This is a genomic window from Corallococcus caeni, assembly GCF_036245865.1.
In the GTDB taxonomy this organism is placed as follows: Bacteria; Myxococcota; Myxococcia; order Myxococcales; family Myxococcaceae; genus Corallococcus; species Corallococcus caeni.
Window position 1 is genome coordinate 151359 of sequence record NZ_BTTW01000001.1, and the last position, 26471, is coordinate 177829.

Here is a 26471-nt window from a genome sequence, read left to right on the forward strand (position 1 = left end):
CGGCGGCGGGGGCGGGAGGGAGGCACGGGCGGCGGAACTCCTGGCGCGGGGGCGGTGACGGTGGAGCCCTTTCAACCTAACCGATGCGGCCACGAGGGACGTCCGGAATGAAAACGACCCGTCCGTGTCAGACATACCCGTCAGAAAGAGGGATGCCCCTGCCTGCCTTGACACTCCCGGGGGGCGACAGTAAGCCAGCCGGGACCCACTGATGCTCTCGCGCGCCCACACCCTTGCCCGCCTCACCGCGATGCTGCTCGTCGCGCTCTGGGGTGCCCAGCCGCTGGGTCTGGCGCTGCACGTGGAGCAGCACGCGCACCGGTTCTGTCCGCAGCACCAGACGTTCGAAGAGGACGCGCGGCGCGCGAACCCGGCGCTGTCCCGCTTCACCGAGCGCGCCCCCGTCATCGCGTCCGTGCCGCCCGCGGTGGCGGATGCGACGGGCCTCAACCACGAGACGTGCCCGCTGCTCACGGCCGCCCCGCAGGTGGAGGCGCTCGCGGGCGCTGCCGTCGCCTCCGCTTCGGTGTGCGTGGAGAGCCAGCACCCAGCCACCGCGCCGCCTCGCTCCTTCGCGCCGCTCGCCGTCCTCGACATCGCGCCCAAGGCCTCGCCTCCGACGCACGCGTAGTGCCCGCGTGTCGTGTCCGTGAAGCAGGTCATCAGGTCGACGGTCGTCGTGGAGCGCGCATGCGCATGCTCCTCGACCGGCCGGTCATGAGGAGCAACCCCCCGTGTCATCCCTTCCGCGCAGGAATCCCCGCGCCCTCGCCGTCGTGCTCGCCGCACAGTTGTCCGCGACCGCCGCCTGGGCCCAGCAGTCATCGCCTCCCTCCACCGCGTCTCCCCCTCCCGCTGAATCCCCTGCCCCTGCCCAGGCCGCGCCCGCCGAGGACGCACCGGCGCTGAGTCCGGAGGAGATGGAGGAGATTGAGAAGGCGCTGGGCACGGACACGAGCACGCGCGCGCGTCCGTCCGGCGACACCTCCCCGGCGTCGCCCACCGCGACGAACGACTCCGGCGTGACGCCGCTCAAGCTGCCCAACGCCATCTCCGGTGGGACGAACTTCCTCAACCTGAGCTTCATCCTGGACATGGCGCTGGCGGCCTTCACCGCCAAGGAGCCGTTGCAGGGCGGCGCGCACGACCCCACGCGCAACGGCTTCAACCTCCAGCAACTGGAGCTGTCTGTCGGCTCCGTGGTCGACCCGTACTTCCGCTTCGACAGCAACCTCGTCTTCAGCCAGTTCGGCGTCGAAATCGAGGAGGCTTACGTCACCACGTTGGACCTGCCCGCCAACCTCCAGGTGCGCGCGGGCCAGTTCCTCACCCGCTTCGGCCGGATCAACGCCACGCACCCGCACGCGTGGGACTTCGTGGACCAGCCCTTCATCATGAGCCGCTACTTCGGCGCGGAGGGCAACCGCGGGCTGGGCGTGGAGGGTTCGTGGCTCACGCCGCTGCCCTGGTACGTGGAGGTGGTGGGCAGCGCCACCGACGCGAACGGCGAGGCCACCGCACGCAGCTTCTTCGGCGCCGCCAACGAGCGTGTGCTGTCGCCGCTGGACTTCCAGCTCACCGGCGCGGTGAAGCAGTTCTTCGCGCTGTCGGATGACCTGTCGCTCCTGTGGGGCCTGTCCGCCGCCACGGGCCCCAACGCCACGGGCTACCGCAACAGCACCACCCTCTACGGCACGGACGTCTACCTGAAGTTCCGGCCCATCACGTCGCAGAGCGCGCAGCAGCTGGTGCTCCAGGCGGAGGTGCTCTACCGCCGCCGGCAGGTCCCGGAGGACGTGCTGTCGGACTGGGGCGGCTATGCGCAGACGGTGTGGCGCTTCTCCAACCGCTGGGCCACGGGTCTGCGCTACGAGTTCGGTTCGGCCGCGAAGACGCAGGAGGGCCGCGTCGCGAATGATCCGCTCGACCCCGAGTGGATCTCCGACCGCCACCGCATCACCGCGGAGGTGACGTTCTGGCCCACGGAGTTCTCCCGCCTGCGCCTGCAGGCCGCCACGGACCGCGTGGGCTGGCGCACTTCGCCGGACTACTCGGCCTTCCTCGCCCTTGAAGTCGTGACCGGCGCCCACGGTGCCCATGCGTTCTGACCCCTTCTTCCGGAGCCCTTCCATGCGTTCCCTTCGCCTGTTCGCGGCCGTGTGCGCCGCCGTCGTCAGCCTCACCGCCGTTCCCGCCCGCGCGGACCTGAAGGTCGTCGCCACCCTCCCGGACCTGGCCGCGCTGGCCAGGGCCGTGGGCGGGGACAAGGCGGACGTCACCGCGCTCGCGCTGTCCACGCAGGACCCGCACTTCGTGGACGCCAAGCCGAACCTGGCGCTCGCGCTCAACCGCGCGGACCTGCTCATCGCCGCGGGCCTGGACCTGGAGATCGGCTGGCTGCCCACGCTCCAGCTCGGCGCGCGCAACAGCCGCATCCAGACGGGCAACCCGGGCTACCTGGACGCGTCGCGCTCCGTGAACCTCCAGGAGGTGCCCGCGGGGCAGGTGGACCGCAGCCAGGGTGACGTGCACCCCGGCGGCAACCCGCACTACCTCTATGATCCGCGGCAGGCCCTGAAGGTCGCGGCCGCCATCGAGGCGCGCATGTCGCAGCTGGATGCGAAGAACGCCGCCGCCTACAAGGCCAACCTCGCGAAGTTCACGCAGGAGGTGCAGACGGCGCAGGCGGGCTGGGAGAAGCGGCTGGCGGGCCTCAAGGGCGTGCCCGTCATCGCGTACCACCGCACGACGGCGTACCTGCAGGACTGGCTGGGCTTCAACACCCTCGCGTACCTGGAGCCCAAGCCGGGCATCCCGCCGAACCCGTCCCACGTCGCGCAGGTGCTGGCGAAGGGCAAGGCGAGCAATGTGAAGCTGGTGGTCCGGGAGGATTACTACCCGGACAACATCGCGAAGCTCGTGGCGTCGAAGATCCCCGCCGCGCTCGTCACGCTGCCCGGCGGCACCGACTTCCGCTCGAGCCAGACGTACGTGCAGCGCATGGAGCTGATGGTGACCCGGCTGGAGCAGGGCCTCGCCGGGAAGGGGGGATGACGCCATGAAGCGCTTCTCTTCCAGAGCATGGTTGCTCCCCTTCGCGCTCGTGTCCGGGTGCGCGTTCGACGCGGGCGAAGGCTTCGCGGTGCTGGAGCCCTCCGTCGAGGCCGCGTACACGCCGCTGTCCGGCCGGAACGCGGGCGACGGCTACCAGGCGCTCGCCTCCGACTTCCAGGTGCGCATGGACACCGGCACGGTGAGCCTGGGCAGCATCGACCTGCTGGCCAGCTCCGGCGGGGGCGGCAGCACGACGTTCGACCCCTCCTCGCCGCCACCGGGCTACACGCTGTGCCACAACGGGCACTGCCACAGCGACTCCGGGGCGCTCGTGGACTACGAGGACATCGAGGCGGAGCTGGGCGGCGGTGGCAGCACCACCGTCACGGTGGCCAACCTGCCGGTGGACGCGGAGCTGGACCTGCTGTCGCCCGCGGCGCGCGGCCTCACCTGCGAGCCCGCGTGCGAGCTGGGGAGGACGACGCTGTCGCGCGGGCGCTGGTCCGTCACCGGTCTGCGCATGACGGGCAGCGTGCGCGATGGCCGCGTCCCGGCGCGCTTCGCCGGGGCCCTGCCCTTCCGCCTCACCGCGACGGTGGCGGGCGCGGAGGCCACGCCGGTGGCGGTGCTCACCGGCGACCTGGACGTGCCGTCCGACCGCGAGAACGCCCCACGCGTGGAGCTGGGCCTGAAGCTGGAGCTGACGCCGGCCCTCTTCGACGCGGTGGACTGGGCCGCCGCGACGCCGGGCGCCGACGGCGTGGTGGACCTGGACGCGCCCGTGAACGCGGCGGTGCGCGCCGCGCTCCTGGAGAAGGTGGCCGCACTGAGCCCCACCGCGGAGGTGAACCGTGGCTCACGGTGAGCACGAGACGGAGCTGGACCGGGGACACCGCGCCGCGGCGCCAGTGGAGCCGGGCGAGCCGCTGTTGAAGTGCGAGCAGCTCGTCATCGGCTACGGGGGCAAGGACATCCTGCCGCCCATGGACCTGGTGGTGCGCCGCCGCCAGTTCGTGGCGGTGGTGGGCCGCAACGGCTCCGGCAAGAGCACCTGGTTCAAGACGCTGCTGGGGCTCATCCCTCCGGTGTCCGGCCGCATCACCCTGGCCGGGCCGAACATCCGCAGCGCGTACGTGCCGCAGATGTCGGCCATCGACTCGCTGCTGCCCGTGCATGCGCGGGAGCTGACGAGCTGGGGACGGCTGTCCGGATGGAACTTCCTGCGGCCCTTCCCCAGCAAGACGGACCGGCAGAAGGTGGAGGCGGCGCTCGACACAGCGGGCGCGCGCGGCATCGCGAAGCGGCCCTTCCGCGACCTGTCCGGCGGCGAGAAGCAGCGCGCGCTGCTGGCACGGGTCATCGCCACGGAGGCGGACGTGGTGCTGCTGGATGAACCCACCGCCGCGATGGATGCCGTGGCGGAGAAGCAGACGATGCTGCGGTTGTGCGCGCTCGCGCACGACCGGGGCCTGGGCGTGGTGGTGGTGAGCCACGACATGTCCGTCGCCGCCGAGCACGCCGACGTCATCCTCTTCGTGGACCGCGAGCACCGCTGCTTCGTCATGGGCGATGCGCGCACCGTATTCTGCCACCCCGCCTTCCGCCGCCAGTACGGCGACGACTACTGCCACAGCGCGCCCCAGGGACCCCACCGTGGAAACAACCCTGCTTGAGCCCTCGAAGTGGGAACAGTTCCAGGCGGGCTGGGAGCTGTTCCGCGACCCCATCCTCTGCGCGCTCATCGCCGGGTGCGTGCTGGGCTTCCTCAGCGTCTACGTCGTGCTCAGGCGCATGGTGTTCGTCAGCGCGGCGGTGACGAACACCGCCGGCCTGGGCGTGGCGCTGGCCTTCTTCGCGGAGATCCACCTGGGCGTGCACGTGGATCCGCTCATTGGCGCGGTGGTGCTGTCGGTGGCGGCCACGCTGCTGTTGATGGTGGAGCCCGCGAGGCTGCGGCTGTCGCGGGAGAGCCTGCTGGGGTGCGCGTTCGCCTTCGCGGGCGGCGCGGCCATCCTGGTGGGCGACCGCATCGCGCAGGAGGCGCACGACATCCAGGGCATCCTCTTCGGCACCGCGGTGCTGGTGACGCCGGATCAACTCCAGGCGGTGGCGGTGGCGGGCGCGGTGCTGATGGTGCTGCACCTGTGGTGGTTCCGGGGCATCGCCTTCGTGAGCTTCGACCGCATCGGCGCCACCGTGCAGGGGCTGCCGGTGAAGCTGCTGGACACGGTGTTGATGGTGTCCATCGGCATCATGGTGGGCGTGTGCGCGCGGGCGCTGGGCGCCCTGCCTGTCTTCGCGTTCTCCACGCTGTCGGCCATCGCCGCGCTGGTGCTGGACCTGCGGCTGCCGTGGACCTTCTTCACGGCGACCGTGCTGGGCGGCATCGCGGGCGCGGGCGGGTACCTGTTCGCGTACTTCTACGACTTCCCGGTGGGCGGTTCGCAGACCGTCCTGTCCGGGGTGCTGGTGCTGCTGATGATGCTCGTGCGCCTGGTGCAGGTGCCCTTCAAGCGCAGGGCGTGAGCGGCGGTTCCGCCGTCGTCCCGGGGTTCAGCGGACGGCGGCGGACACCTTCTTGAACTCGGGCGTGCCCGCGCGGCCCAGCATGTCGAACAGGGCCGACTCCACGGTGAGGATGCGGGCGCCCGCGTCGCGGCACAGCTCCAGCCCCACGCGGCGGTCCTCCTCCGCGCGGGACAGCACGGCGTCCGCGAGCAGGCACGGCTCCCGGCCGCTGTCCGCCAGGTCGCGCGCCGTCTGGAAGACGCAGATGTGCGTCTCCATGCCGGTGATCAGCACCTGCTTGCGGTCCCCCAGCACGGAGAGCACGTCCGGCGTGGCGGCGGAGAATTCAATCTTCTCCAGCGGCTTGAACTCCCCCAGGCGCAGCTTGAGGAGCGAGTGCGTGCGGCCCAGCCCCTGCGGGTACTGCTCCGTGACGATGACGGGCAGGCCCAGGGCCCGCGCGCCTTCGACGGCGGCGCCGGTGCGCGCGAGCATGCGGTCCAGGGCGTCGCGGTCCATCGCGGCGCACAGGCGCTCCTGGATGTCGACGACGAGCAGCGCGGCCTGCTCGGGCTTCAGGCGGAACGACGGCATGGGCGGCTCCTTGGAGGATGGCCCCTAGTGACGCGAACGCCGCGCCTCCCGTCAAGCGCGGCGGCGCGTGCGCTCAGCCGCCGTGAACGGTCCAGGTCGCTTTCCCGCCCCGGGGTGCGGGCGCGGTGTCCACCGGTGCGTCCGGCACCCCGCGGAGCGCGGCGCGGCCCCGACCCGGATGGGCCGCGAAGCCTCGCGCGCGTTGCAGGCCCGGCAGGTGGGGATCCGCGTCGCGCCACAGGTCCAGCACCACGGCGAAGTCCCGCGCCGCCTCGGACATGCACTCGCAGGCGACGTGGGCCTCCGCGACCAGCAACATGCAGTGGCCACATCCGGGCCGCTCCCCTGCCCGCTCCAGCGCCAGCTCCAGGGCCTTCTCCTCGCGGCCGGAGCGCAGGCGCACGCGGGCCAGCGTCTCACGGGGCGGACGGCAGAAGAGCGCGGGGCCCACCGGACGCAGGCGGCGCTCCAGGCGCAGCGCTCGCGTGAGCGCGGCCTCCGCGCGGCCGGAGTCTCCGCGCCGCGCATCCAGCGTGCCCCGCAGCTCCTGCGCGGCCACCTCCACCGTGCGCGCCACGTCGCGAGGGCACAGGGCGCGGCCTTCTGAACGCGGCGCCTCCGACAGCGTGAGCACCCGCGCGTCCAGGGCTCCGCACGCGCGCTCCACGTCGCCCAGCCGTCCCGTCTCCAGGGCACAGACGCCTCGCGTGTACAGGCGCACGGCGTCGCGCAGCCCGGCTTCCGCGACGGTGGCCTTGTCTCCCAGCTCCATGGGGACCTCCGCCGCCGCCCGGCTGAAGCCGAAGCGCAGGTGCGCGGCGACGAGCGTGGTGGCGGCGAAGAGCACCGCCTGCGGCTGGCCTCCCGAGGCCTCCACGCGCTGACGCAGCTTGCGGGCCCAGACCTGCGCGCCCCGGTACTGCCCCACCTCCACGCAGCCTTCGCTGAGCAGGCGCAGGGCGGTGTCCGCGCTCGGCGCCACGTCCAGCGGCAGCGACTCCCGCGCGAGGTACGCGTCGTCCGCCGTCACCGCGGCCTCCAGGATGCGGTTCGCCTCCGCCGCCCGGCCCACGCGCAGCAGCAGCCGTCCGGCGGCGAGCAGCGCGGGGCTTCCCGCGGGCACGAGCGACGGAAGCAGCTCCGCGCTCTCCAGCGCCGTCTCCGGCCGGGCGCTGGGCAGCCACGCCTGCACCCAGGCCACGTGCACGCCCGCGTGGTCCGGGTGCGTGCGCAGCAGGTCGCGCAGGAGCATCTGCGCATAGGGCTGTCCCTGCCCGGGACGTCCGTCGGATTCGTACCCGTCCAGCAGGAAGCCCGCGAGCAGCAGGCGCGGCTCGGGCTCCTCGGGGAAGCGGTCGACGAGGCACTCCATCTCACGCACGAAGGCGTGTCTGCCATTGGCGGGCCCCTTCTCCGCGAGGAGGCTGGCGGCGACGACCAGCCGCTGCTCCACGTCGGTGGCGCCCTCCGCCAGCGTCAGCGCCTTGCGGATGGCCTCCGCGCGGTCCGCCGCGAAGCGCTGCCCCACGCCCCGGGCCAGCGCGAGCCCCCACCACGCCATGGCGAGGGACGCATCCTGCCGCGCGGCCTCCGCGAAGGCGCGCCGGGCCTCCAGCGCCCAGCCCAGGTGCAGCAGGCGCAGGCCCTGATCAAAGTACGCCTGCGCCAGGGGAACCCGCGTCGTCACGCGCAGGTGGGCGCTTCCCAGTCCGTCTCGCAGCGGCGGCGTGGGAAGGGCTTCGTCCGGCAGGTCCTCCCACGCGACGTGGGCATGGACGGACGGGGCATCGGCTCGGAACAGACGTGCCAGCATGGTGTCCTCCTCACGCTCCGGTCATCGGAGCGACAGGGTGTTGTACCGAGGCGTCGGTCGCGCGCACTCGCACGGCCAGCCGCCTCCAGGCGGTGGACAGCTCCTCCGCGGGGATGGGAGAGGCCTTGCGCCGCGCCGCCAGACACTCGCGCCGCCAGGCCAGGCCCACGTCGCGGGCCACCCACGCCTCGTACTCCGCGAGCCAGTCCGCCAGCAGCGCGAGCCCCGCCCGCGCCGCCCTGCGCTCCGGCCCCGTGGCCACGTCCCGCCGGAAGCCCACGTCCTCCACGCGGAAGGCCGTGCCGCGCGCGCCCTCCACCCACCGGGGCACGAAGCCGTCGCGCGGCACGAAGAGGGCGGCGCCGCACACGTCACACAGCGCGCCGAAGCCCCACAGCGTGAGGCGCCCCCCGTCCCCAAGCCTCCCCTGGTACGCGCTCTGTCCCTCCACGCCCGGCGGACGCGCCTCGCGCACCAGGCCATGACGGAGCAGCACGTTGCCGTCCGGGCAACGCACGTCCTGGCCCAGGCACCACATGGCCACGTCGAACAGACGGTCGCCATCGCGGCGCACGTCGCAGGGAAGCAGGGATGGAGCACTGCCAGAAGAGGCCTTGGACATGGGGCGCCTCGGGCTTCATTGGAAAGAGGTGAAGCGGTGGCTACTCGTGGTCGTGGTCGTGCTCGCCCGACTCCTCGATGACGAGCGACACCGAGGAGAGGGTCGAAGGGCCGAAGGTGAGCGTGTGCGTGCCCACGGTGAGCGGCACGACGTAGCGGCCCTGGATGTCCGTGCAGAGCGAGGAACTGGTCGCGCTCTCCTCGAACTCCACCGCCGCGCCGCTGCCGTTGGTGACCTTCACCGGCACCGGGGCGCTGGCATAGAGGACGTAGTCCGTGGCCTCGGAGACGGCGAAGGACACCGCGCCGCCCTTGCCGCCAGCGACGTCCACCAGCGCGATGTCGTAGCGCTTGTGATCGTTGCTCACGGCCGGGCCGTTGCCGCTGGTGGCTGCGGTGACGCTGACGGCGGGGCCCTTCTGCAGGTGCTCGCAGCCCTCCTCGTCGACGTGGGCCTCCTCGTCGTCACCACCGCAACCGGCGGTGAGGAGGGCGGTGGACAGCAGCAGCGCGGACAGAAGCTTCTTCTTCATGATGGGGACTCCATGGACACGGGGATGGACTGCGGGAACTCCAGCCCCCGGCCCCCACGCGCACCGCTCCCAAGAGGAGGGAGCGCGCAAGGACCGGGCGGGACTGGAAGGAGGGACCGCGGCACGAAGCGCGCGGGTGCGCGCGGCGATGGAGCGCCCGCGCGCGTGCGGCGGATCCGTTCAGTGAACGGGAACGCGCACGACCCGGACTCCGGTGGCCACGGCGCACCCCGTCCCACGAACACACGTGGGGCCGGGAGGGCGGGCTTCGACGGCGGAGGCTAGGCGCGCGGCGGCGACGACTTGGGCGCGAGCCTCAGCAGCGCGACGGGGGCCGCGTGGAAGCGGAACACCGCCAGCGCCGGGCTCGAGCGCGTGGAGACCGCAGCCACGACGGGCGCGGACCCGGCCGGAGGCGGAGCCTCACGGCGGAAGAAGGCATGGTGGCAGTGGGCCTCCGTGCCGTGGGGCGCGGCCTTCGCCACCGGCGCCCGCGCCACGCGCGCATCGTCGAAGGAGAGCTCCTCCTCCAACGGCCCGGCGTGCGAGGCCTCGCTCACGTGCATCACGTCCCCGTGCTCCAGGCACGTGGTGTGCTGCACGAGCGCGAAGTGGAGCACGCTGCCCACGTACACCAGCACGCACACGAGCACCCACGGCAGCGCCAGCAGGCGCGGCAGGGAGCGGATCGTGCTGGGGTGGCGGCGGAGGCGGCTCACGTCTACCCGGTCTCGTAAAGCAACTGAGTTGTTTTAAGCGACCTCGCGGCCCTGGTGCAAGCCTGGACGCAGAGAGGACCCGGGCCGCAGGGCGAGGTGGCGGACATGGGGAACAACGGCGCGGGTCGCGGGTTGTGGACCCACGAGCCCCTGGGGTCGTAGGTTCCGCGCGTGCACGAGCTCATGGATGTCCTGCGCAGGCAGGCACACTATTTCGGACCGGAGCTGGCGAAGACCGCCTACCAGCGCGGCCTCGCGGTGACGAAGCCGGATGGCAGCACCCAGCCCATCCCCATCACCGCCACGCCCGTCATCCTGGACGCGGAGGAGATCAAACGCCGCGCGCTGCTGTCCGCGACGCTGGCCTCCGCGACGATGAAGATGGCGCGCGCCATGCTGGGCGGCCCGGACGCGGAGGTGCTGCTGGGCGCGCTGTCGCCGCTGGAGCGCCGCCTGGCGCAGGCCACCTGGGAGGCGAGCCGCAAGCTCGTCACCACGCGCGTGGACTACTTCGTGTCCGCGGGCCGGCCCTGGGCGCTGGAGGTGAACGCCACCATCCCGGCCATGCAGGGCTATTCGGACATCGCGGCGCGCACCTTCATCGAGGTCGTGGCGCAGCACCTGCGCTACCCGGAGAAGGCGCTCGCGGCGCTGATCACGCTCAACGGCAACAACGCGCTGGCGCTCTACCGCGCGCTGCTGGACGGCTACGCGGCCGAGCGCGACGGGAAGATGCCGGACACGGTGGCGCTGCTCTGCCGCAAGAACGACGCGCAGATCACGGAGCTGCGCTGGCTGTGCGAGCGCTTCCGCGAGTTCGGCGCGGACGCGGACATCGTGCACCCGGAGGACGTGTCCGGGGACGACGCCTTCACGGTGAACGGCAAGAAGTACGACCTGGTCTACCGCCACCTCTTCGTGCGCCGGCTGGAGCAGAACCCCGCCCCGTGGGTGGAGGACTTCCTGGGCGTCGTTCCCGGGAAGAAGGCCGTGTTCCTCAACCCGCCCGCCTCGCAGGTGGAGGTGAAGACGACGTTCGCGCTGTTGTCCCAGGCGGTGACGGACGCGGCGCTCGCGCAGGCCGCGGACCTCACCCCCGACGAGCTGGAGGCGGTGCGCGCGGCGGTGCCGTGGACGCGCCCCTTCCGCCACGGCCCCGGCGTGGGCCCCGACGGCGCGCCGGTGGACGACATCGTGGCGCGCGTGGCGGAGGAGCCCGCGCGCTTCGTGCTCAAGCGCGCGTGGGACTACGGCGGCAAGGCCGTCTTCCTGGGCCGCTCCGTGGGCACCGTGCCCTACGAGGAGCGCGTCAAGGGCGCCTTCGGCGAGTCCAAGACGTGGGCCGAGCTGTGCGAACTCGCCGCCACGGCCCCCCAGGGTGGCGGCTACGTGGTGCAGGAGGTGGTGGACACGCAGCCGGAGGAGCACCTGCTCTGCGGCCAGAACAGCGTGCTGCCGACCTCCTTCTTCGTGGACTACTCGGCGTATGCCTCCGTGGGGCTCGCGAAGCAGCCCGCGTGGGGCGGGGTGTGCCGTGGGTCCATGTCGGAGATCGTCAACATCGTGGGCGGCGGGGGTGTCCTGCCGCTCATCACGACGGAAGTGGCTTCAAAGCTTTTGTTGGCCTGGAAGGCCCTTTAAGGCGTCCCCCAAGGCTCCTCGTTAGACAGAGGCCAGGGCGCAGCGGGGCCCGGCCCGAAAGGAAACGGAACACATGGCGTGGGAATCATCAGGTGGTTGGCAGGGCGGGCAGGCGGCCCGGGTAGACGACGTCCTGGTGCAGGAGTCGCAGCGCGCGTTCATGTCGCGCGTGCACGGCTGGATGTTCGCGGGCCTGGCGCTCACCGGCGTGATGGCGATGGTGACGCTGGCCAATGAGACGCTGCTCCGCATGGCAGTGCAGAACCGGATGGTGCTGTTCCTGGTGCAGCTGGGCGTGGTGTTCGGCCTGTCCATCCTGGCGCCCCGGCTGTCCGGTCCGGTGGCCGCGGTCATGTTCGCGGGCTACGCGGCGCTCACCGGCGTGACCATGTCGGTCATCTTCCTCATCTACACGGCCAGCTCCATCGGCCAGGTGTTCTTCATCACCGCCGCGACCTACGGCGCGATGGCCGTCTACGGCACCGTCACGAAGAAGGACCTGAGCGGCTGGGGCACGTTCCTCTTCATGGGGCTCATCGGCATCGTCATCGCCAGCGTGGTGAACTTCTTCATCCAGAGCAGCGCCGTGTCGTTCGTGACCGCCTGCGCGGGCGTGCTCGTGTTCGCGGGCCTCACCGCGTACGACGTCCAGAAGCTGCGCGAGTACCACGCGGGCACCGGCTTCAAGAGCACGACCGCGGTGAGCATCGTGGGCGCGCTCACCCTCTACCTGGACTTCATCAACCTGTTCCTGTCGCTGCTGCGCCTGCTGGGCAACCGCCGCGACTAGCTTCGGGCGGTAGGGCTCAACGGAGTTCCCCGAGGGCGGGGCGCGAGGCGGGCAACCGCCTTCAGCGCTCCGCCTTCTTGTTGAAGGGCATCAGCAGCCGCTCCACGGGGCGGCCCTGCACCAGGTGCTCCTCCACGATGGTGGGCACGTCCTCCACCTTCACGCCGCCGTACCAGGTGCCCTCCGGGTAGACGACCACGGAGACGCCGAACGCGCACGTGTCCACGCAGCCCGCCGCGTTGGCGCGCATGCTCCGCTTGAGCCCGCGCTTGTCGAGCTCCTCCTTGAAGGCGGCCCGCACCTCCTCTCCCCCCTTGGTGGCGCAGCACCCCTTGGGGTGTCCGTCCGGGCGGCGGTTGGTGCAGACGAAGACGTGGCGTTCGAAGGGAGGCGGCATGGTTCGCCTCCTAACGCGGCCGAGCGTCGAAATCGATGCCCCCGTTCAGCAGGCGACCGTCCAGGCCCACCCCACCCGGCCCGTTTGTCGCGTGGGCCCGGGAGCGCTCCTACGCTCGCTACACGGACTGACAGCAAACATCCGCGAGTGATCACAAGCGCTTGGACAGGCCCCCTTCCCTCATGGGCCGATTTTGCATGGCCATGACGATACATTGCCAGCCACAGCTGCCATTGCCACCGGGCAGAGGGTTATTAGATCAGCCTTGGGCGCAAGATCAGGCCGTGTCGAAATGTGTACCAAATGAAGTGTGTAAGCAGGATTCTGACACTAGATATGGGGGCGCAGGCGATGTTGACGGACCCCACCAGCGATCATATGGATCCGCCCGCCCGGCGGGAGGGCAGTCAGGCCCGGGCCCGGATTCCAGGGGTGCGTCCCCTCGTCTCTGCCCGTCCCCGACATTCTCAACGCTGCCGTCCCTGTGCCTGGAACTGATCAACGGATCCCCTGGGATCTCGCGGCGTTGGCCATTTTGCAAACTTTGCATCATCACTCTCAGTGAATCTGGAGGTGGGCGTCATGGAGAAGGAACTGAGTGGGAAGCCGGTGGTCGGAGGCAGGGAGCCGCGTCGCGGAGGCCGCGCGAAGGGCAAGGCGGCGACGGCCTCCACGGGGCTGACCGTCGAGCGGTTCTTCACGACGCCCGGCGTGGATCCGGCGGACGAGCTGGCGTGGGAGTACCGCAGCGCGAGCATCAAGGGCGAGGACGGCAAGGTCGTCTTCGACCAGAAGGACATCGAGGTCCCCAAGTCCTGGTCGATGCTGGCGACGAACGTCGTGGCGTCGAAGTACTTCCGGGGCACGCCCGGCACGCCGGAGCGTGAGACGAGCGTGCGCAAGCTGGTGGCGCGCGTGGTGGACACCCTCACCCGCTGGGGCGAGGACGGGCACTACTTCGCGTCGGCAGTGGACCGCGAGGCGTTCCACGCGGAGCTGACGCACCTGCTGCTGCGCCAGAAGGCGGCCTTCAACTCGCCCGTCTGGTTCAACGTGGGCGTGGAGGAGCATCCGCAGTGTTCGGCGTGCTTCATCAACAGCGTGGACGACAACATGGAGTCCATCCTGGGGCTGGCGCGCACGGAGGGCATGCTCTTCAAGTACGGCAGCGGCACGGGCTCCAACCTGTCCAGCATCCGCGGCAGCAAGGAGCTCTTGGCGGGCGGCGGCACCGCGTCCGGCCCGGTGTCGTTCATGCGCGGCTTCGACGCGTTCGCGGGCGTCATCAAGAGCGGCGGCAAGACGCGGCGCGCGGCGAAGATGGTCATCCTCAACGCCGAGCACCCGGACATCCTCGAGTTCATCCGCTGCAAGTCGAACGAGGAGAAGAAGGCCTGGGCGCTGATTGAAGCGGGCTACGACCCGTCCTTCAACGGCGAGGCCTACGGGTCGGTGTTCTTCCAGAACTCCAACAACTCCGTGCGCGTCACCGACGACTTCATGAAGGCGGTGGTGAACGACGGCCCGTGGCAGACGCGCGCGGTGCGCGACGGACAGGTGATGGAGACGTACAAGGCCCGCGAGCTGTTCCGGGAGATTGCCGAAGCCGCGCACCTGTGCGGCGACCCGGGCCTCCAGTACGACACCACGGTGAACGCGTGGCACACGTGCTCCGGCACGGCGCGCATCAACGCGTCCAACCCCTGCTCCGAGTACATGTTCCTGGATGACTCGGCCTGCAACCTGGCGTCGCTGAACCTGATGCACTTCCGCACGCTGGAGGGTGGCTTCGACGTGGCCGCCTTCAAGCACGCGGTGTCCGTGGTGCTGCTGGCGCAGGAGATCATCGTCGGCTTCAGCCGCTACCCCACCGAGCGCATCGCGAAGAACAGCCACGACTACCGGCCGCTGGGCCTGGGGTACGCGAACCTGGGCGCGCTCTTGATGGCGTCCGGCCTGCCGTACGACTCCCCCGCTGGCCGCAACCTGGCGGGGGCCATCACGTCCCTCATGTGCGGCGAGGCGTACGCGACGAGCGCGCGCATCGCGGAGAAGCAGGGCGCGTTCGCGGGCTACGGCAACAACGCGGAGCCCATGCTCGGCGTCATCCGCAAGCACCGCAAGGCGGCGTACCAGCTGCCAGCGGACGGCGTGAGCGCGGAGCTGCACGCGGCGCAGAAGGAGGCGTGGGACGACGCGCTCGCGAAGGGCATGGAGCACGGCTACCGCAACAGCCAGGTGACGGTGCTGGCGCCCACGGGGACCATCGGCTTCATGATGGACTGCGACACCACCGGCATCGAGCCGGACATCGCGCTCATCAAGTACAAGAAGCTGGTGGGCGGCGGCATGCTGAAGATCGTCAACCAGACGGTGCCGCTGGCGCTGGAGAAGCTGGGCTACCCGCAGACGCAGGCGCAGGACATCATCGCGTACCTGGACAAGCACGACACCATCGAGGGCGCTCCGCACCTGAAGCCGGAGCACCTGCCGGTGTTCGACTGCGCGTTCAAGCCGTCCAAGGGCCAGCGCAGCATCCACTGGATGGGCCACATCGAGATGATGGCCGCGGCGCAGCCGTTCCTCTCCGGCGCCATCTCCAAGACGGTGAACCTGCCCAATGACGCCACGGTGGAGGACATCGAGAAGGCGTACATCGAGGCGTGGCGCAGCGGCCTGAAGGCCGTCGCCGTGTACCGCGACGGGTGCAAGCGCACGCAGCCGCTCAACACGTCGCAGGACAAGGCCCCGGAGGCGAAGCGCGCGGTGGCCGCGGAGCCCATCCCCGCCGTGATGCCCGAGCCCAAGGCGCTCCGCCGCCGGCTGCCGGACGAGCGGCAGTCCATCACGCACAAGTTCTCCATCGGGGGCCACGAGGGCTACCTGACGGTGGGCATGTACGAGGACGGCAAGCCGGGCGAGCTCTTCGTCGTGATGGCGAAGGAGGGCTCGGTGGTGAGCGGCCTGATGGACAGCTTCGCCACCAGCGTGTCGCTGGCGCTCCAGTACGGCGTGCCGCTCCAGGTGCTGGCGGACAAGTTCTGCCACACCCGCTACGAGCCGAGCGGCTTCACGGGCAACCCGGCCATCCCCATCGCCAAGTCCATCACCGACTACATCTTCCGGTGGCTGTCGCTGAAGTTCCTGCCCACGGAGCCCTGCGCGGACGACGCGGAGGTGACGCCGGTGGAGGAGGCCCGTCCGGAGCCGGTGACGCAGGCGGCGGTGCCGGCCCAGGCGGGGACGCTGCAGCTGTCCGCGATGAACTCGCGCAACACGTACCTGAACCAGGCGGACGCTCCGCCCTGCCACCAGTGCGGCGCCATCACCGTGCGCAGCGGCGCCTGCTACAAGTGCGCGAACTGCGGCACGACCAGCGGCTGCAGCTGAAGGCCGCCGCGGTCGTAGGGTGAAGTGAAGAAGGGCTCCGGGGCTTCAAGGCTCCGGGGCCCTTCGTGTTTCAGGGGAAGCGGTGCAGGCGCGTGCAGATCTCCACCGCGCGATCCGCGATGCGGCCCAGCTCCTCCAGCATGGCGACGTCCACGGGCGCGGGGCCGTGCTCGGCGACGAAGAAGGCCACGGGCTGCCCGCGCGAGTGGAGCGGGAAGACGAGCAGGTGGTGCTCGGACTCGCCGCACAGCGCGGAGAAGATGGCCTCGTCCTGGGGGGCCTGCGGAGCGCTGAAGACGCTGGGGCTGGGGCCGTTCAGCGCGGAGGTGAAGAGGGACGGCGTGTCCAGGTCCACCTTGAGCGCGGAGACCTCCGGACGGTCGCTGCCCGGGCCCCAGGCGCGGCCCACGCGCGCGAGGCCGAAGCTGTCCCCCAGGAGGAAGGCCCGGCGGAAGCGGCCCGCGCTGTAGGCCAGCAGCACCTTGCCGACCATGCCCTGCGAGTCCGCGGTGTCGAGCGCGGAGAGGACCTGCTCGGCGGTGACGGCGGGGCCGTCAACGGGCGTGTCGGTGGACGCGCTGGCGGCGGCGAGCAGGGCCTGGGCCGGGTCGATGTTCGCGACGGCCTGCGGCTGCCACGGCTGCTGCATGAACTCCCACGCGGAGGCCAGGGCCACGCCGTCCTCGGAGGTGGCGGGCGCGGCGGCAGGGACGTCCAGGTCCACGACACGGTCGGCCCAGGTGGTCTCCGGGCTGTGGCCCACGGCGCCCTCCCCTTCCCCGCCGCCCTGCCAGCCCACGAACTCCCACGTGGAGGCGAGCTGCATGGGTTCTTCCGTGGAGGTGGGCAGGTCGTCGAGGGCGATGGGCGTCCGGTCGCGGACCGGGGCCGGGGGGGCGGCCACGAGGCGCGGCTTGGGTGGGGCCGCGGGCTCCGCTGCTTCCGTGGGGGTCGCGTCGGCCGCGGACGGGGAGGCCGGTTCGGGCGCGGGCTCCGGAACGGGCTTGAGGGCGGGTTCCGCGCTGGAGACGAGGGCGACCTCGAACTCCGGAGGGAGGTCGGTCCGGCGCTCCTCGGTGGGCGCGGGGCTGGGGGTCTCCTCCAGAGGCGCGGGGGACACTGCGTCGGCCTTGGGGGCGGCGGCGACCTGCCAGGACTCGGCGGTTTCAGCAGGCGTGGCGGAGGGCCTGGGCGAGTCTCCCGCCAGGCTGAATTCGAGCGCGTCCGCTTCGGCGTCCTGCTTGACGGGTGCGGCAATGACAGACGCCGTCGCAGCCTCCACGCGCTCCGGCTTCGCGGCTTCGACAGCGGCGGGCGTTTCCGGGAGGTCCTTGAACTCCATCGCCTCCAGCAGCCCATCGGACTTTGGAGCGTCAGCGATGGCCGGCGTGGAGATGGGCTCCGGCGGAGGGGCGTCCTTCGATTCAGCCGCGGGCGTGAGTGCTTCGGGAGCTGAGGCCAGGACCGGCTCTGCTTCGGGAATCGACGGGGTCTCGTGCGGCTCGGCGGACATCACGTCCACGTCTTCGAGGACGTCCGTGGCTTCGGGGGCCGCTGCCTCTTCGTGATGCTCCGCGGACATCACGTCCACGTCTTCGAGGACATCCGAGGCCTCGGCAACGGCGGCCTTGGGCGGCTCCGCCGACACAGCATCCACGTCTTCGAGGATGTCGTCGTCGGAGAGATCATCACCGGTCGGGACCGCCGCGGTTTCGGGTGCCTTCACGGCTGCGGCTGCGACGGGCGCGGAATCGAACGACTCGGGGCTCAGGCTGACGTCGGCGTCTTCGACGAACTCGGCATCCAGCACCAGCTCGGACAGCGATGAGGTCTGGGAAGGCCGAGCGGTGGGAGCGTCCGCCTTCGTATTCGACGGGGCGTCCGAGAATGCATCCGCCCACGTTCCTCCAAGGTCCAGCCCCCCTCCACTGGCGGCCGGGACGTCCGAGGCCGTGACTGCTTGAGCCACGGGGGGCTGGGCTGCACCTGAAGACAGCTCGACGACAGGATTCGGGGCCGCCGTCTCAGCCCCGGCAATCCCTACCGGAGCCTTCGCGAGGTCAGTGATGGGTTCGGACGAAGCCTGGACGTCTGGAGCAGGCCCCAGCGTGGCATTCGTTCCGCCAGACAGGCCTTGAGGCGCGATGACTGGAACACCACCGTGAGAGGCATTCGTCGCCCCGACCGAGCCGTCAGCCATGGCGGGCGGCACGCTCCCGGGAGCGGCGGTCATGGGGCCAGCATGTCCTTGGACAGACACAGCAGACGGGCCTCCCGCCGCGCCGTGAGCCATCGCAGCCGGGTTCCCCGGCGGAGGCACAGCGACGGGACCCGCCGCACCTGGACGCGGCGGCGGAACGGACGCCGGGACACCCGGAGGAGGCACGGCGCCCATGGCGCCAACGGCAACCGGGGGCATGGCTCCAGACGGAGGCCCCTGGCGCGGTGGAGTTCCAGGTGGAGGCGGCTGGCCTCCAGGCCTTCCCTGCGCGGCATTCGGCGGTGCGGCACCCGGCACACCGGGAGGCCCCATCGGACGCGCGCCCACGGGTGCGACACCCGGAGCGGTCGGAGGCCGCTGCCCCGGAGGCACGGGCCCCGCGCCAGCAGGAGCCATTATCGCGGGCCCAGGCATGCCCGGAGGCGGCCGAGGCGCCGCACCCGGAGGCATGCCGGGCGCTCCCGGCGGAGGTCCGGCCCGGACCATCCCCGGCGGCATCGGCGCCCCCGGAGGGCCCACCGGACGCGGCCCCGGTGCACCGGGAGTCCCCGGCCCGGCGGGACGCATGCCCGGAGGCGGCGTCTTCGGAACGGTAGGGATCCCAGTCGCTGAAGGCCGAGCCCCCGGCGGCACCGGCCCACCCCGCCCGATCATCCCAGGAGGCTGTGCGCCCGGAGCCCCCGGCGGAGGCGCCGCGCGCGGAGGCGCTCCGGCTCCAGGAGGAGGCCCCCCCGGAGGAGCGCCCATCGGCGCGGCCCCATGCGGAGGCATGCCCGGAGCAGCGGCCGACGGCGCGGCCCCGTGCGGAGGCACACTCGGGAGACCCGCCGCCTGCGCAGGGACGCCGGGCACAGGCGCCGACGGCACCCCCGGAGCCACGGGCCCGCCCATCCCAGCCGGAGGCACCCCACCCTGGCGGGCCACCATGCCCGGAGGCTGCGGCGACATGGCCAACCGGGGCGGCCCGGCCGGAGGACTCCCCCCGGGCCGAGCCATCTCCACGACAGGCGGCGCACGCACCGGCTCCCCCATCACGATGTCCGGAAGCTCCTCGCCGACGATGGCCGCTTCGGCCAGGTCCGCGTCGGCGTCCTGATCCTCCGACTCATCGCTGAGGAACTGTCCCGGCGCGAGCCCACCGAACATCCCCGCCACCTCGGGCTCCGCGCGCACGGGCGCGGGTGGAGGCGGCATGGCCGGCGGCGGCACGACCACCGGCGCCGCGGAGAGGGGGGCCACCGCCGGCATGGACACCGAGCGGCGCGCGGGCACGGGAATGGCCGCCTTCAGGGGACGCGTCGGCCGGTCGATGCCGTAGCGCAGGTTCTGGTAGCGGAACAGCCGCAGCTCCGGCACCACGTACGGCACGATGCGCATCCCGGTGATGAAACCGAGCGCATCCGTGGTCTGCAGATCCAGCGGGTTGGCCATCGCGACCTTCAGCCGCCGGCCCTCCACCGCGAGCGGGAACGCCTGGTGCTTCTCCGCCTGATCCGCCGTGAGCAGCTTGAGCGTCGCGTCGGTGACGGCGTCGAAGTCCGCCTCCATCGCGACGGGCAGCCGGGTCAGCTCGCCCAGCACCATGCCCACCGTCTCGATGTCGAGGAACCCCAGCTCCACGAGCCGGGAGCCCAGCCGGCCTCCGTGCACGAGCTGTGCGCTCATGCCCTGGTCGAGCTGCGCCTGCGTCAGGAGGCCCTTGCGGACCAGCGTCAATCCCAGCTTGTCGCCCATGTCGGCCCGCAGTCTAGACGGCTTCGCGGTGCCAATGAGAGGGTGCGCGCGAATACGACCTGCGCGCCCGTCGTGCCCGCCTGCCTGCCGCCGCCAGGCCGGTGCACCTGGCTGGGATTGGGTGCCGCGCCCGCTACTCCGTGTACAGCTCCGCGGAGATGTGGGCGTAGCCGTAGTAGCCGCCCGCCACCAGCAGCTTGCCCGTGGGCAGCAGGGTCGCCGTGTGGCCCTCACGCTGGATGAGCATGCTGCTCGTGGTCGTCCAGGTGCCCAGCTCCGGGTCGAAAATCTCCGCGGTGTTCGTGTGGTAGGAGCCGTTGGTGATGTAGGCGAACCCACCGACGACGAGCACCCGGCCCGAAGGCAGCACCGTCGCGGTGTGGTCCACGCGGCCATAGGCCAGGTTCCCCGCACTGCTCCACAGGCCCGTGGCTGGGGTGTACAGCTCGGCCGTCCTCGTCCAACTCGTGCTCGACGGGGAGCCGTATCCGCTCGTGACGAGCACGCGGCCGTCCGGGAGCGTCGTCTGCGTGTGATAGCGGCGGCTCACGGCCATGGAGCCCGTGGCCTTCCAGGTGCCGGAGGCAGGGGTGTACAGCTCCGCCGTCGCGACCTGCCCCCCGAGTGTCCCCTCGCCGCCCGTCACCAGCACCTGCCCCGAGGGCAGCAACGACGCGGCCGCGAAGTAGCGCGGCACGGTGAGGTTTCCGGTGGGAGTCCACTGGTTGTTGACGGCGTCATAAAGCTCGGCGCTGGCGAGCTTCGTCCGGGTGCCGCCCTGCCACTGCTCGCCGCCCAGCACCAGCACCTGGCCCGTGCCCAGCAGGACGGCGTGGTGATAGTCGCGCGCCGTGAACATGCTGCCGGCGGAGGTCCAGATGCCCGACTTCGGGTCGTACACCTCGGCGGAGGCATACGAGTTGGTGTTGGTGTTGAGGTGCCCACCCGTCACGAGCACGCGGCCATCCGGCAGCAGCGTCGCGGTGTGGTTGCGGCGGGGCACGGCCATGCTGCCGGTGGGCTGCCACGTGCCCGTCACCGGGTAATAGAGCTCCGCCGAGGCGAGGGCGTCCCGCGCGGACGTGTCCGTGTTGTATCCCCCCACCACGAGCACCCGGCCGTCCTGGAGCAGCGTCGCGGTGTGCATCAGCCGCGCGGTCCCCATGTGCTCCGTGCTGCGCCAGCCCATGACGGCGCACTCCGGCAGGCCCGTGAGGATGAACTGCCTGGACGTGGACAGGCCATGGTTGTTCCGCACCGTGACGCGGATGTCGGGCCACTGGCCCCACGCAAGGCAGCTCGGCGGCGTCCAGAGGACCTCGCTGGTGGTGGCGCCGGTGGTCGTCTTGCCGAGCGTGCCGGTGCCCGCCGTCCAGGTGAAGGTCAGCGGGCTGTCCTGCGGATCACTCGCCGTCACGCGAAACGTCATCGCCCCCACCACGGGCACGGTGTTGCCAGCGGGCGAGGTGCTGACGATCTGCGGGGGGAAGCGCGCGGGGCGAGGGGCGCCCACGCACAGGCGCAGGGTGCCCTTCGCGACCCCGCCCCGCCCGTCGCTGACGGTGACGGTGATGGGGCAGCGTCCGCAGGAGGTCTCGGAGGGGATGATCTCGTCGTCGGGGGTGAAGGTCGCGGTGGCGGACGCGACGTTCGTCCATGCCCCCGGGCAGCCGGCGGTCCACTCATAGGTGAGTGCGTCCCCGTCCGTCTCCGTGACGGAGGCCGTCAGCTGCGTGGGCTCGTTCACATTCACCTGGTTGCGCGTGGCGGTGACGTTCGTCACCTGGGGCCAGGTGTTGAAGGTCGCGGTGAGCACGGCGCTCCCCTGGCCGGACGTCACCGTGAGCGGGAAGGAGATCGACGCCGAGGCGCCGTGCGAGTCCGTCACCGTCAGCGTCAGGACGACGGGGCCCTCGGTCTCGGGAGCCGTCCAGAGCGTCGAGGTGCCCGTCGGCGAGGAGAAGATGCCGGCCTGGGCGCTCCAGGAATACGTGAGCGTGTCGCCAGGGTCGGTGACGCTGGCCGTGATGTAGACGGTGCCCCCGGGAGCCACGGTGCTGACGGAAGCGACGACGGAGTTGATGCTCGGCACCGCGTTGTCGAAGGGCGGCGGAGTTCCCACCTGCTGGAGGGTCAACGCCACGGCGGCCAGCTGCCCACCGGTGATGGTGACGTCCTGGGCCTGGCCCTCGAAGCGCTTCACGCCGGACGCGTCGAACGCCTGCGCGGTGAAGAGGCGCTGGGAGCCGGCGGGGAGCGCGCTGAGCGTGCCGCCCCAGTTCCCGTCCTCGCCCTTCGTCAGCGCGCCGGAGAGGGCGGCCATGTCCGGCGCCGTCACGGTGACGCTCACCTGGGCGATGGCGTCCGCCCCCACCGCGCCCTGCACCAGCGCCACCAGCTGCGCGCTGCCCGTGGAGGGCTCCGAGCCGCAGCCCGCGAGCGCCGCCCAGAGTCCCACCAGCAGAAAGAGCCCCCGCCTCTTCCAGATGTCTTGCATGCCACGGACGCTAGCCGAGCAGGCGTCCGCGGACCAATGGACGGGAGTTCAGTAAGCGTTCTTCGACAGGAAGCCGCCCAGCGCCGTGCGCAGGAGGATCTTCAGGTCCATCAGCAGCGACCAGTTCTCGATGTAGTACAGGTCGTACTCGATGCGCTTCTGGATGGACGTCTGGCCGCGCAGGCCGTTGATCTGCGCCCAGCCGGTGATGCCCGCCTTCACCTTGTGGCGCAGGTGGTAGCGCGGAATCTGGCGCTTGAACTCCTCGATGAAGACGGGCCGCTCCGGGCGCGGGCCCACGAGGCTCATGTCGCCCCGGAGCACGTTGAAGAACTGCGGCAGTTCATCCAGCGAGTACTTGCGCAGGAACGTCCCCACCGGCGTGCGGCGCGCATCCGCCGCGCTGGCCATGGTGGCGCCCTGCGCTTCGGCGTCCACGCGCATGGTGCGGAACTTGAGGATGGAGAAGGTCCGCCCGTCCATGCCCATCCGCTCCTGGCGGTAGAGGATGGGGCCCTTGCTCGTGAGGCGCACCAGCAGGGCCGTGAACACCATCATCGGCGCGCTGAGCGCGATGGCCACCAGCGAGAACAGCACGTCGAACACGCGCTTGGCCACGCGGCTCCAGCCGTCCATGGGGTCGCCCTGGAGGCTGATGATGGGCAGGCCGCCGAACTCCTCCAGGCCGCCGTACAGGGTGATGTACTGGTACAGGTCAGGCACCACCTTGACGTCCACGGTGCGCAGCGCCAGCTGCTCCATCAGCGGCTTCACCCGCGCCTGGTCCTCCAGCGGCACGGCGATGATGACCTGATCCACCGGGTGGGCATCCAGGTAGGCCTCCACCCCGCCCACGTGACCCACCACGCGCACGCCGCCCACCCACTGACCGACCTTCTCCTCCTTCAGCGCCAGCACGCCCGTCACGCGGAAGCCCAGCTCGCGGTGGCTCTCCACCGTCTCGATGGTGCGCAGCCCCAGCTCCTCCTCGCCGATGACGAGGATGGACTTGAGGTTGTAGCCGCGCCGGCGCACCTCGCTGAGCAGGTGGCGCATGAACATGCGCGAGAGCGCGATGAGCGTGAAGGCGTAGACGACGAAGATGGCCAGCGTGAGGCGCGAGTAGCGCTCGCGGATGAAGTACGTCACCGCCACCAGGACGAGCGTCGCGGTGATGGTGGCCTTGAAGAGCTCGAACAGCTCCCCCATGTGCGAGCGCGCGCGGTTGGTCGCGTACAGCCGCGCCCGCTGGAACGTCATCGGGAAGATGACGAGCACCATCACCAGGGAGACGAACGTCTCGGCCGGGGGCGGGATGCCCTCGGTGATGGGGAACACGCCGCTGAAGCGGGTGAAGTACGCGAGCACGAACGCCACCGCGAGCATCCCCGCGTCGGCGGCGACCTTGATGGACGTGTAGAAGCGCTGCAGGCGACCGAACACCGCGATGACTCCTGACGGGGGAGACGAAGACCGTCCGTCGGATGCAAGACACGCACCCTTTGCCCCGGCCACCGTCAGGCGCCCGGGCCCCTCCCCCGGCGCGGCGTCCTAGCACGGGTTTTCCCGTGAATCCAACCGGTTGGACCGCAGGGCACCCGACATCCTCCGACACGCTGAGCAGGCGGGCCTCGGGAAACTGGGGACGACGCGGACAGCGCTGTCACACCGCTGGGGAGGCCTTGGACAGCCCCAGCAGTGCGTCCACCTCCGCCTGGATGGCCTGCTGGAAGCGGGCGCGGCCGAAGCGCTCGGCCTGGGCGCGGGCGTCCTCGGGGCGGAAGGAGGCCTCCCACGCGTCGAACTGGCGCACGGCGGCGGCGAGGGACGCGGGGGTCTGCTCCGGGAAGAAGAGGCCCGTCTTCGGGGTGACGGTCTCCAGGGCGCCGCCCTTGCCGAAGGCGATGACGGGGCGGCCGGTGGCCTGGGCCTCCAGGGGGGTGATGCCGAAGTCCTCCTCGGGGGTGAAGAGGAGCGCGCGCGCGTCGCGGTAGAGGGCGGGGAGCGCGCTGTCGGGAACGTTGCCGAGGAAGCGGATGTGGGGCGGAAGCGGACCGGACGTGAGACGCGAGGCCTCCTGTCCCGTGCCCACGACCCAGAGGGGTGTCTCCAGGCTGCGGAAGGCCTCCAGGGCGACGTCCAGGCGCTTGTAGGGGGCGAAGGCGCCGAGCCACAGGAAGTAGCCGCCCTGCCCTCCCCCTTCGAGGGGCACCTGCGTGAAGCGGTCGAGCTCCACGGGGGGCGGGACGACGGAGGCCTCGCGGCCCCAGAAGCGCTGGACCTTCCCGGCGATGTGCCGGGAGTTGGCGACGATGCGGCCCACGCGCTGGGTGGAGGTGCGGTCCCAGTGTTGAAGGTAGGGGCGCACGGCGAGGGCGGCGGCGCGGACGGGGAGGCGGGTGCGGCCGGGGCCGAAGTACTCGTCGAACAGATCCCACATGTACCGCATGGGAGCGTGGACGTAGCTCAGGTGGGGCACGCCGGGAGGGGCGTGGATGCCCTTGGCGACGCAGTGGCTGGAGGACAGGACCAGGTCGTAGTCGCCGGTGATGCGCAGGGCTTCGATGGCGCGGGGGAACAGCGGCAGGAAGTGCCGGTAGCGCGAGTGGACGCCGGGGATGTGCTGGAGGAACGACGTGGTGATGCGCCGGTTCTCGATGCGCGCAGGCTGGCTGCCCGGCTGGTGGATGAGGGTGTAGAGGTCCGCGCTGGGGAACAGTTCGCAGAGGGCGTCGAGGACGCGCTCTCCGCCGCGGTGGGTGACGAGCCAGTCGTGGACGAGGGCGACCTTCACGGAAGGGCCTTCTAGCACTGGATGCGCGGCGGTGCGGGTGGAAGGCCGCGTGTGGTAGGCCAGGGAGCGTGCCTTCTGTCCTCCTCGACCTGAGAATGGTGCGCGGTCAGCTCCACGGCATCGCGAGGTACGCGCTGGAGCTGGCGCGCCGTCTGCCCGCCCTGGCCCCGGACCTGGAATTCTCCGCGCTGGTGCCGGCGAAGGGCCTGCCAGACGACCTGGGGGAACTGACGCCGAAGATTCCGCTGCACCGCTCGCGTGCCGGGTACCTGTCACCGACCGAGCAGCCGCTGTTGGCCTATGAGCTGACGAAGCTGAAGCCGGACCTGTTCCACGCGACGTCGTTCTCGTTGCCGCTGTTCTGGCCGGGAAAGCTGGTGGCGACGTTGCACGACGCGAACCACCTGGCGCTGGCGGACCAGTACACGCCGGTGCAGGCGATTTATTACAAGGCGGTGGTGGGGCCGCGGGCGCGGCTGGCGTCGGCGTTGATCACCGTGTCTGACTTCTCCCGGGAGGAACTGGGGAAGTACCTGAAGATGTCGCCGTATCGGTTCCAGGTGATCCACAACGGCGTGGATTCGCGGTTCCAGCCGCCGACGGCCAGTGAGGCGAAGGCGTTCCGGGAGCGGCATGAACTGCCAGAGCGGTACATCGCGGTCGTGGGGAACGCGAAGCCGTTCAAGAATCTGGCGATGCTGGGGAAGTTCGCGCCGGACCTGCCGGTGCCACTGGTGCTGCTCGCGGGCAAGGGGGCGGTGGCGCACGAGACGGGGCTCCACGAGAACGTCATCGATCTGGAGCAACTTCCCGAGACGGAGATGCCGTTGTTCTACGGCGCCGCCGCGGCGCTGCTATTGCCGTCGAAGTACGAAGGCTTTGGTCTCCCCGCATTAGAGGCAATGGCTTGCGCTTGTCCCGTCATTACCTCGGACACATCTGCCTTACCCGAAGTTGTTGGCAATGCAGCTATCCAACTGCCACCCAATGACGCACGAGCCTGGCACGAAGAAACACTTCGGCTTTTACGCGACTCTACGCTAAGAAAAGACCTCACGGAGCGAGGCCGTCAGCGTTCTGCGCGCTTCACCTGGGACACCTGCGCAACAAGAACATCAACTGTCATCAACAGAGCACTCCAGCTCAAGCCATCCAGACAATAACC

At 70.9% G+C, this 26471-nt stretch carries 20 protein-coding genes; 10 read left to right on the top strand and 10 right to left on the bottom strand.

All coding sequences use genetic code 11. The features are described 5' to 3' along the window. Window positions 1–211: 211 nt before the first annotated feature. The 6 genes from AABA78_RS00650 to AABA78_RS00675 all read left to right on the top strand — a co-directional run bounded on the left by AABA78_RS00650 (window position 212) and on the right by AABA78_RS00675 (window position 5580). Window positions 212–631: a hypothetical protein gene (locus tag AABA78_RS00650; RefSeq protein ID WP_338261128.1), complete on the top strand. Its 420-nt coding sequence runs from the start codon at window positions 212–214 to the stop codon at window positions 629–631. 103 nt (window positions 632–734) lie between these two features. Then, the gene (locus tag AABA78_RS00655; RefSeq protein ID WP_338261129.1) at window positions 735–2108 is read left to right on the top strand and encodes a zinc-regulated TonB-dependent outer membrane receptor; all 1374 of its coding nucleotides are present in this window, start codon (window positions 735–737) and stop codon (window positions 2106–2108) included. 22 nt (window positions 2109–2130) lie between these two features. Continuing rightward, on the top strand, window positions 2131–3054 hold the full coding sequence (locus AABA78_RS00660) for a metal ABC transporter substrate-binding protein (protein WP_338261131.1): 924 nt from the start codon (window positions 2131–2133) through the stop codon (window positions 3052–3054). A 4-nt stretch (window positions 3055–3058) separates the two neighbouring features. Next, window positions 3059–3919, top strand: a complete 861-nt coding sequence (locus AABA78_RS00665) for a hypothetical protein (protein WP_338261133.1) — start codon at window positions 3059–3061, stop codon at window positions 3917–3919. Next, window positions 3906–4727 (top strand): metal ABC transporter ATP-binding protein, encoded by an 822-nt coding sequence (locus tag AABA78_RS00670; protein ID WP_370469436.1) that lies wholly within the window; start codon window positions 3906–3908, stop codon window positions 4725–4727. The genes AABA78_RS00665 and AABA78_RS00670 overlap by 14 nt, the downstream gene beginning before the upstream one ends. Next, a complete protein-coding gene (locus tag AABA78_RS00675) occupies window positions 4708–5580 on the top strand; it encodes a metal ABC transporter permease (RefSeq protein WP_171418142.1) in 873 nt (290 codons plus the stop codon). The genes AABA78_RS00670 and AABA78_RS00675 overlap by 20 nt, the downstream gene beginning before the upstream one ends. Before the next feature lie 27 nt (window positions 5581–5607). Here the strand turns inward: AABA78_RS00675 and AABA78_RS00680 are convergent, their stop codons facing one another. The 5 genes from AABA78_RS00680 to AABA78_RS00700 all read right to left on the bottom strand — a co-directional run bounded on the left by AABA78_RS00680 (window position 5608) and on the right by AABA78_RS00700 (window position 9842). Beyond that, the gene (locus AABA78_RS00680) at window positions 5608–6156 is read right to left on the bottom strand and encodes an isochorismatase family protein (protein WP_338261136.1); all 549 of its coding nucleotides are present in this window, start codon (window positions 6154–6156) and stop codon (window positions 5608–5610) included. Window positions 6157–6229: 73 nt separating this feature from the next. Continuing rightward, a complete protein-coding gene (locus tag AABA78_RS00685; RefSeq protein ID WP_338261137.1) occupies window positions 6230–7969 on the bottom strand; it encodes a hypothetical protein in 1740 nt (579 codons plus the stop codon). Between the two features lie 10 nt (window positions 7970–7979). Continuing rightward, a complete protein-coding gene (locus AABA78_RS00690; RefSeq protein ID WP_338261139.1) occupies window positions 7980–8591 on the bottom strand; it encodes a hypothetical protein in 612 nt (203 codons plus the stop codon). A 40-nt stretch (window positions 8592–8631) separates the two neighbouring features. Then, window positions 8632–9123, bottom strand: coding sequence for a hypothetical protein (locus AABA78_RS00695; RefSeq protein WP_338261140.1), 492 nt, complete (start codon window positions 9121–9123; stop codon window positions 8632–8634). A 281-nt stretch (window positions 9124–9404) separates the two neighbouring features. Then, window positions 9405–9842 (bottom strand): hypothetical protein, encoded by a 438-nt coding sequence (locus AABA78_RS00700; protein WP_338261141.1) that lies wholly within the window; start codon window positions 9840–9842, stop codon window positions 9405–9407. A 183-nt stretch (window positions 9843–10025) separates the two neighbouring features. Between AABA78_RS00700 and AABA78_RS00705 the strand changes: the two genes are divergently transcribed. Both AABA78_RS00705 and AABA78_RS00710 read left to right on the top strand, forming a co-directional pair. Further along, window positions 10026–11483 (top strand): hypothetical protein, encoded by a 1458-nt coding sequence (locus tag AABA78_RS00705; RefSeq protein ID WP_370469441.1) that lies wholly within the window; start codon window positions 10026–10028, stop codon window positions 11481–11483. 73 nt (window positions 11484–11556) lie between these two features. Further along, a complete protein-coding gene (locus tag AABA78_RS00710) occupies window positions 11557–12273 on the top strand; it encodes a Bax inhibitor-1/YccA family protein (RefSeq protein WP_338261143.1) in 717 nt (238 codons plus the stop codon). A 61-nt stretch (window positions 12274–12334) separates the two neighbouring features. Here the strand turns inward: AABA78_RS00710 and AABA78_RS00715 are convergent, their stop codons facing one another. Next, entirely contained in the window at window positions 12335–12670 is a 336-nt protein-coding gene (locus AABA78_RS00715; RefSeq protein WP_120530529.1) for a (2Fe-2S) ferredoxin domain-containing protein, read from the bottom strand. A gap of 582 nt (window positions 12671–13252) precedes the next feature. On the opposite strand from AABA78_RS00715, the gene AABA78_RS00720 reads away from it, so the two are divergent. Beyond that, window positions 13253–16060 (top strand): vitamin B12-dependent ribonucleotide reductase, encoded by a 2808-nt coding sequence (locus tag AABA78_RS00720; RefSeq protein ID WP_338261145.1) that lies wholly within the window; start codon window positions 13253–13255, stop codon window positions 16058–16060. 70 nt (window positions 16061–16130) lie between these two features. Here the strand turns inward: AABA78_RS00720 and AABA78_RS00725 are convergent, their stop codons facing one another. The 4 genes from AABA78_RS00725 to AABA78_RS00740 all read right to left on the bottom strand — a co-directional run bounded on the left by AABA78_RS00725 (window position 16131) and on the right by AABA78_RS00740 (window position 25306). Next, entirely contained in the window at window positions 16131–20015 is a 3885-nt protein-coding gene (locus tag AABA78_RS00725; RefSeq protein WP_338261146.1) for a GspE/PulE/PilB domain-containing protein, read from the bottom strand. 133 nt (window positions 20016–20148) lie between these two features. After that, entirely contained in the window at window positions 20149–22512 is a 2364-nt protein-coding gene (locus tag AABA78_RS00730) for a Kelch repeat-containing protein (protein ID WP_338261147.1), read from the bottom strand. 48 nt (window positions 22513–22560) lie between these two features. Further along, on the bottom strand, window positions 22561–23955 hold the full coding sequence (locus tag AABA78_RS00735; protein ID WP_338261148.1) for an undecaprenyl-phosphate glucose phosphotransferase: 1395 nt from the start codon (window positions 23953–23955) through the stop codon (window positions 22561–22563). A gap of 220 nt (window positions 23956–24175) precedes the next feature. After that, the gene (locus AABA78_RS00740; protein WP_338261149.1) at window positions 24176–25306 is read right to left on the bottom strand and encodes a glycosyltransferase; all 1131 of its coding nucleotides are present in this window, start codon (window positions 25304–25306) and stop codon (window positions 24176–24178) included. A gap of 95 nt (window positions 25307–25401) precedes the next feature. Between AABA78_RS00740 and AABA78_RS00745 the strand changes: the two genes are divergently transcribed. Further along, window positions 25402–26469, top strand: coding sequence for a glycosyltransferase family 4 protein (locus tag AABA78_RS00745; RefSeq protein ID WP_338262359.1), 1068 nt, complete (start codon window positions 25402–25404; stop codon window positions 26467–26469). Window positions 26470–26471 lie beyond the last annotated feature (2 nt).

Bases quoted from the DNA above. Each gene is read 5' to 3' on its own strand.
- AABA78_RS00685 (WP_338261137.1), bottom strand. From the start codon at position 7,969: ATGCTGGCACGTCTGTTCCGAGCCGATGCCCCGTCCGTCCATGCCCAC.
- AABA78_RS00730 (WP_338261147.1), bottom strand. From the start codon at position 22,512: ATGCAAGACATCTGGAAGAGGCGGGGGCTCTTTCTGCTGGTGGGACTC.
- AABA78_RS00710 (WP_338261143.1), top strand. From the start codon at position 11,557: ATGGCGTGGGAATCATCAGGTGGTTGGCAGGGCGGGCAGGCGGCCCGG.
- AABA78_RS00725 (WP_338261146.1), bottom strand. From the start codon at position 20,015: ATGGGCGACAAGCTGGGATTGACGCTGGTCCGCAAGGGCCTCCTGACG.
- AABA78_RS00690 (WP_338261139.1), bottom strand. From the start codon at position 8,591: ATGTCCAAGGCCTCTTCTGGCAGTGCTCCATCCCTGCTTCCCTGCGAC.
- AABA78_RS00650 (WP_338261128.1), top strand. From the start codon at position 212: ATGCTCTCGCGCGCCCACACCCTTGCCCGCCTCACCGCGATGCTGCTC.
- AABA78_RS00665 (WP_338261133.1), top strand. From the start codon at position 3,059: ATGAAGCGCTTCTCTTCCAGAGCATGGTTGCTCCCCTTCGCGCTCGTG.
- AABA78_RS00705 (WP_370469441.1), top strand. From the start codon at position 10,026: ATGGATGTCCTGCGCAGGCAGGCACACTATTTCGGACCGGAGCTGGCG.
- AABA78_RS00695 (WP_338261140.1), bottom strand. From the start codon at position 9,123: ATGAAGAAGAAGCTTCTGTCCGCGCTGCTGCTGTCCACCGCCCTCCTC.
- AABA78_RS00680 (WP_338261136.1), bottom strand. From the start codon at position 6,156: ATGCCGTCGTTCCGCCTGAAGCCCGAGCAGGCCGCGCTGCTCGTCGTC.
- AABA78_RS00715 (WP_120530529.1), bottom strand. From the start codon at position 12,670: ATGCCGCCTCCCTTCGAACGCCACGTCTTCGTCTGCACCAACCGCCGC.
- AABA78_RS00660 (WP_338261131.1), top strand. From the start codon at position 2,131: ATGCGTTCCCTTCGCCTGTTCGCGGCCGTGTGCGCCGCCGTCGTCAGC.
- AABA78_RS00745 (WP_338262359.1), top strand. From the start codon at position 25,402: ATGGTGCGCGGTCAGCTCCACGGCATCGCGAGGTACGCGCTGGAGCTG.
- AABA78_RS00720 (WP_338261145.1), top strand. From the start codon at position 13,253: ATGGAGAAGGAACTGAGTGGGAAGCCGGTGGTCGGAGGCAGGGAGCCG.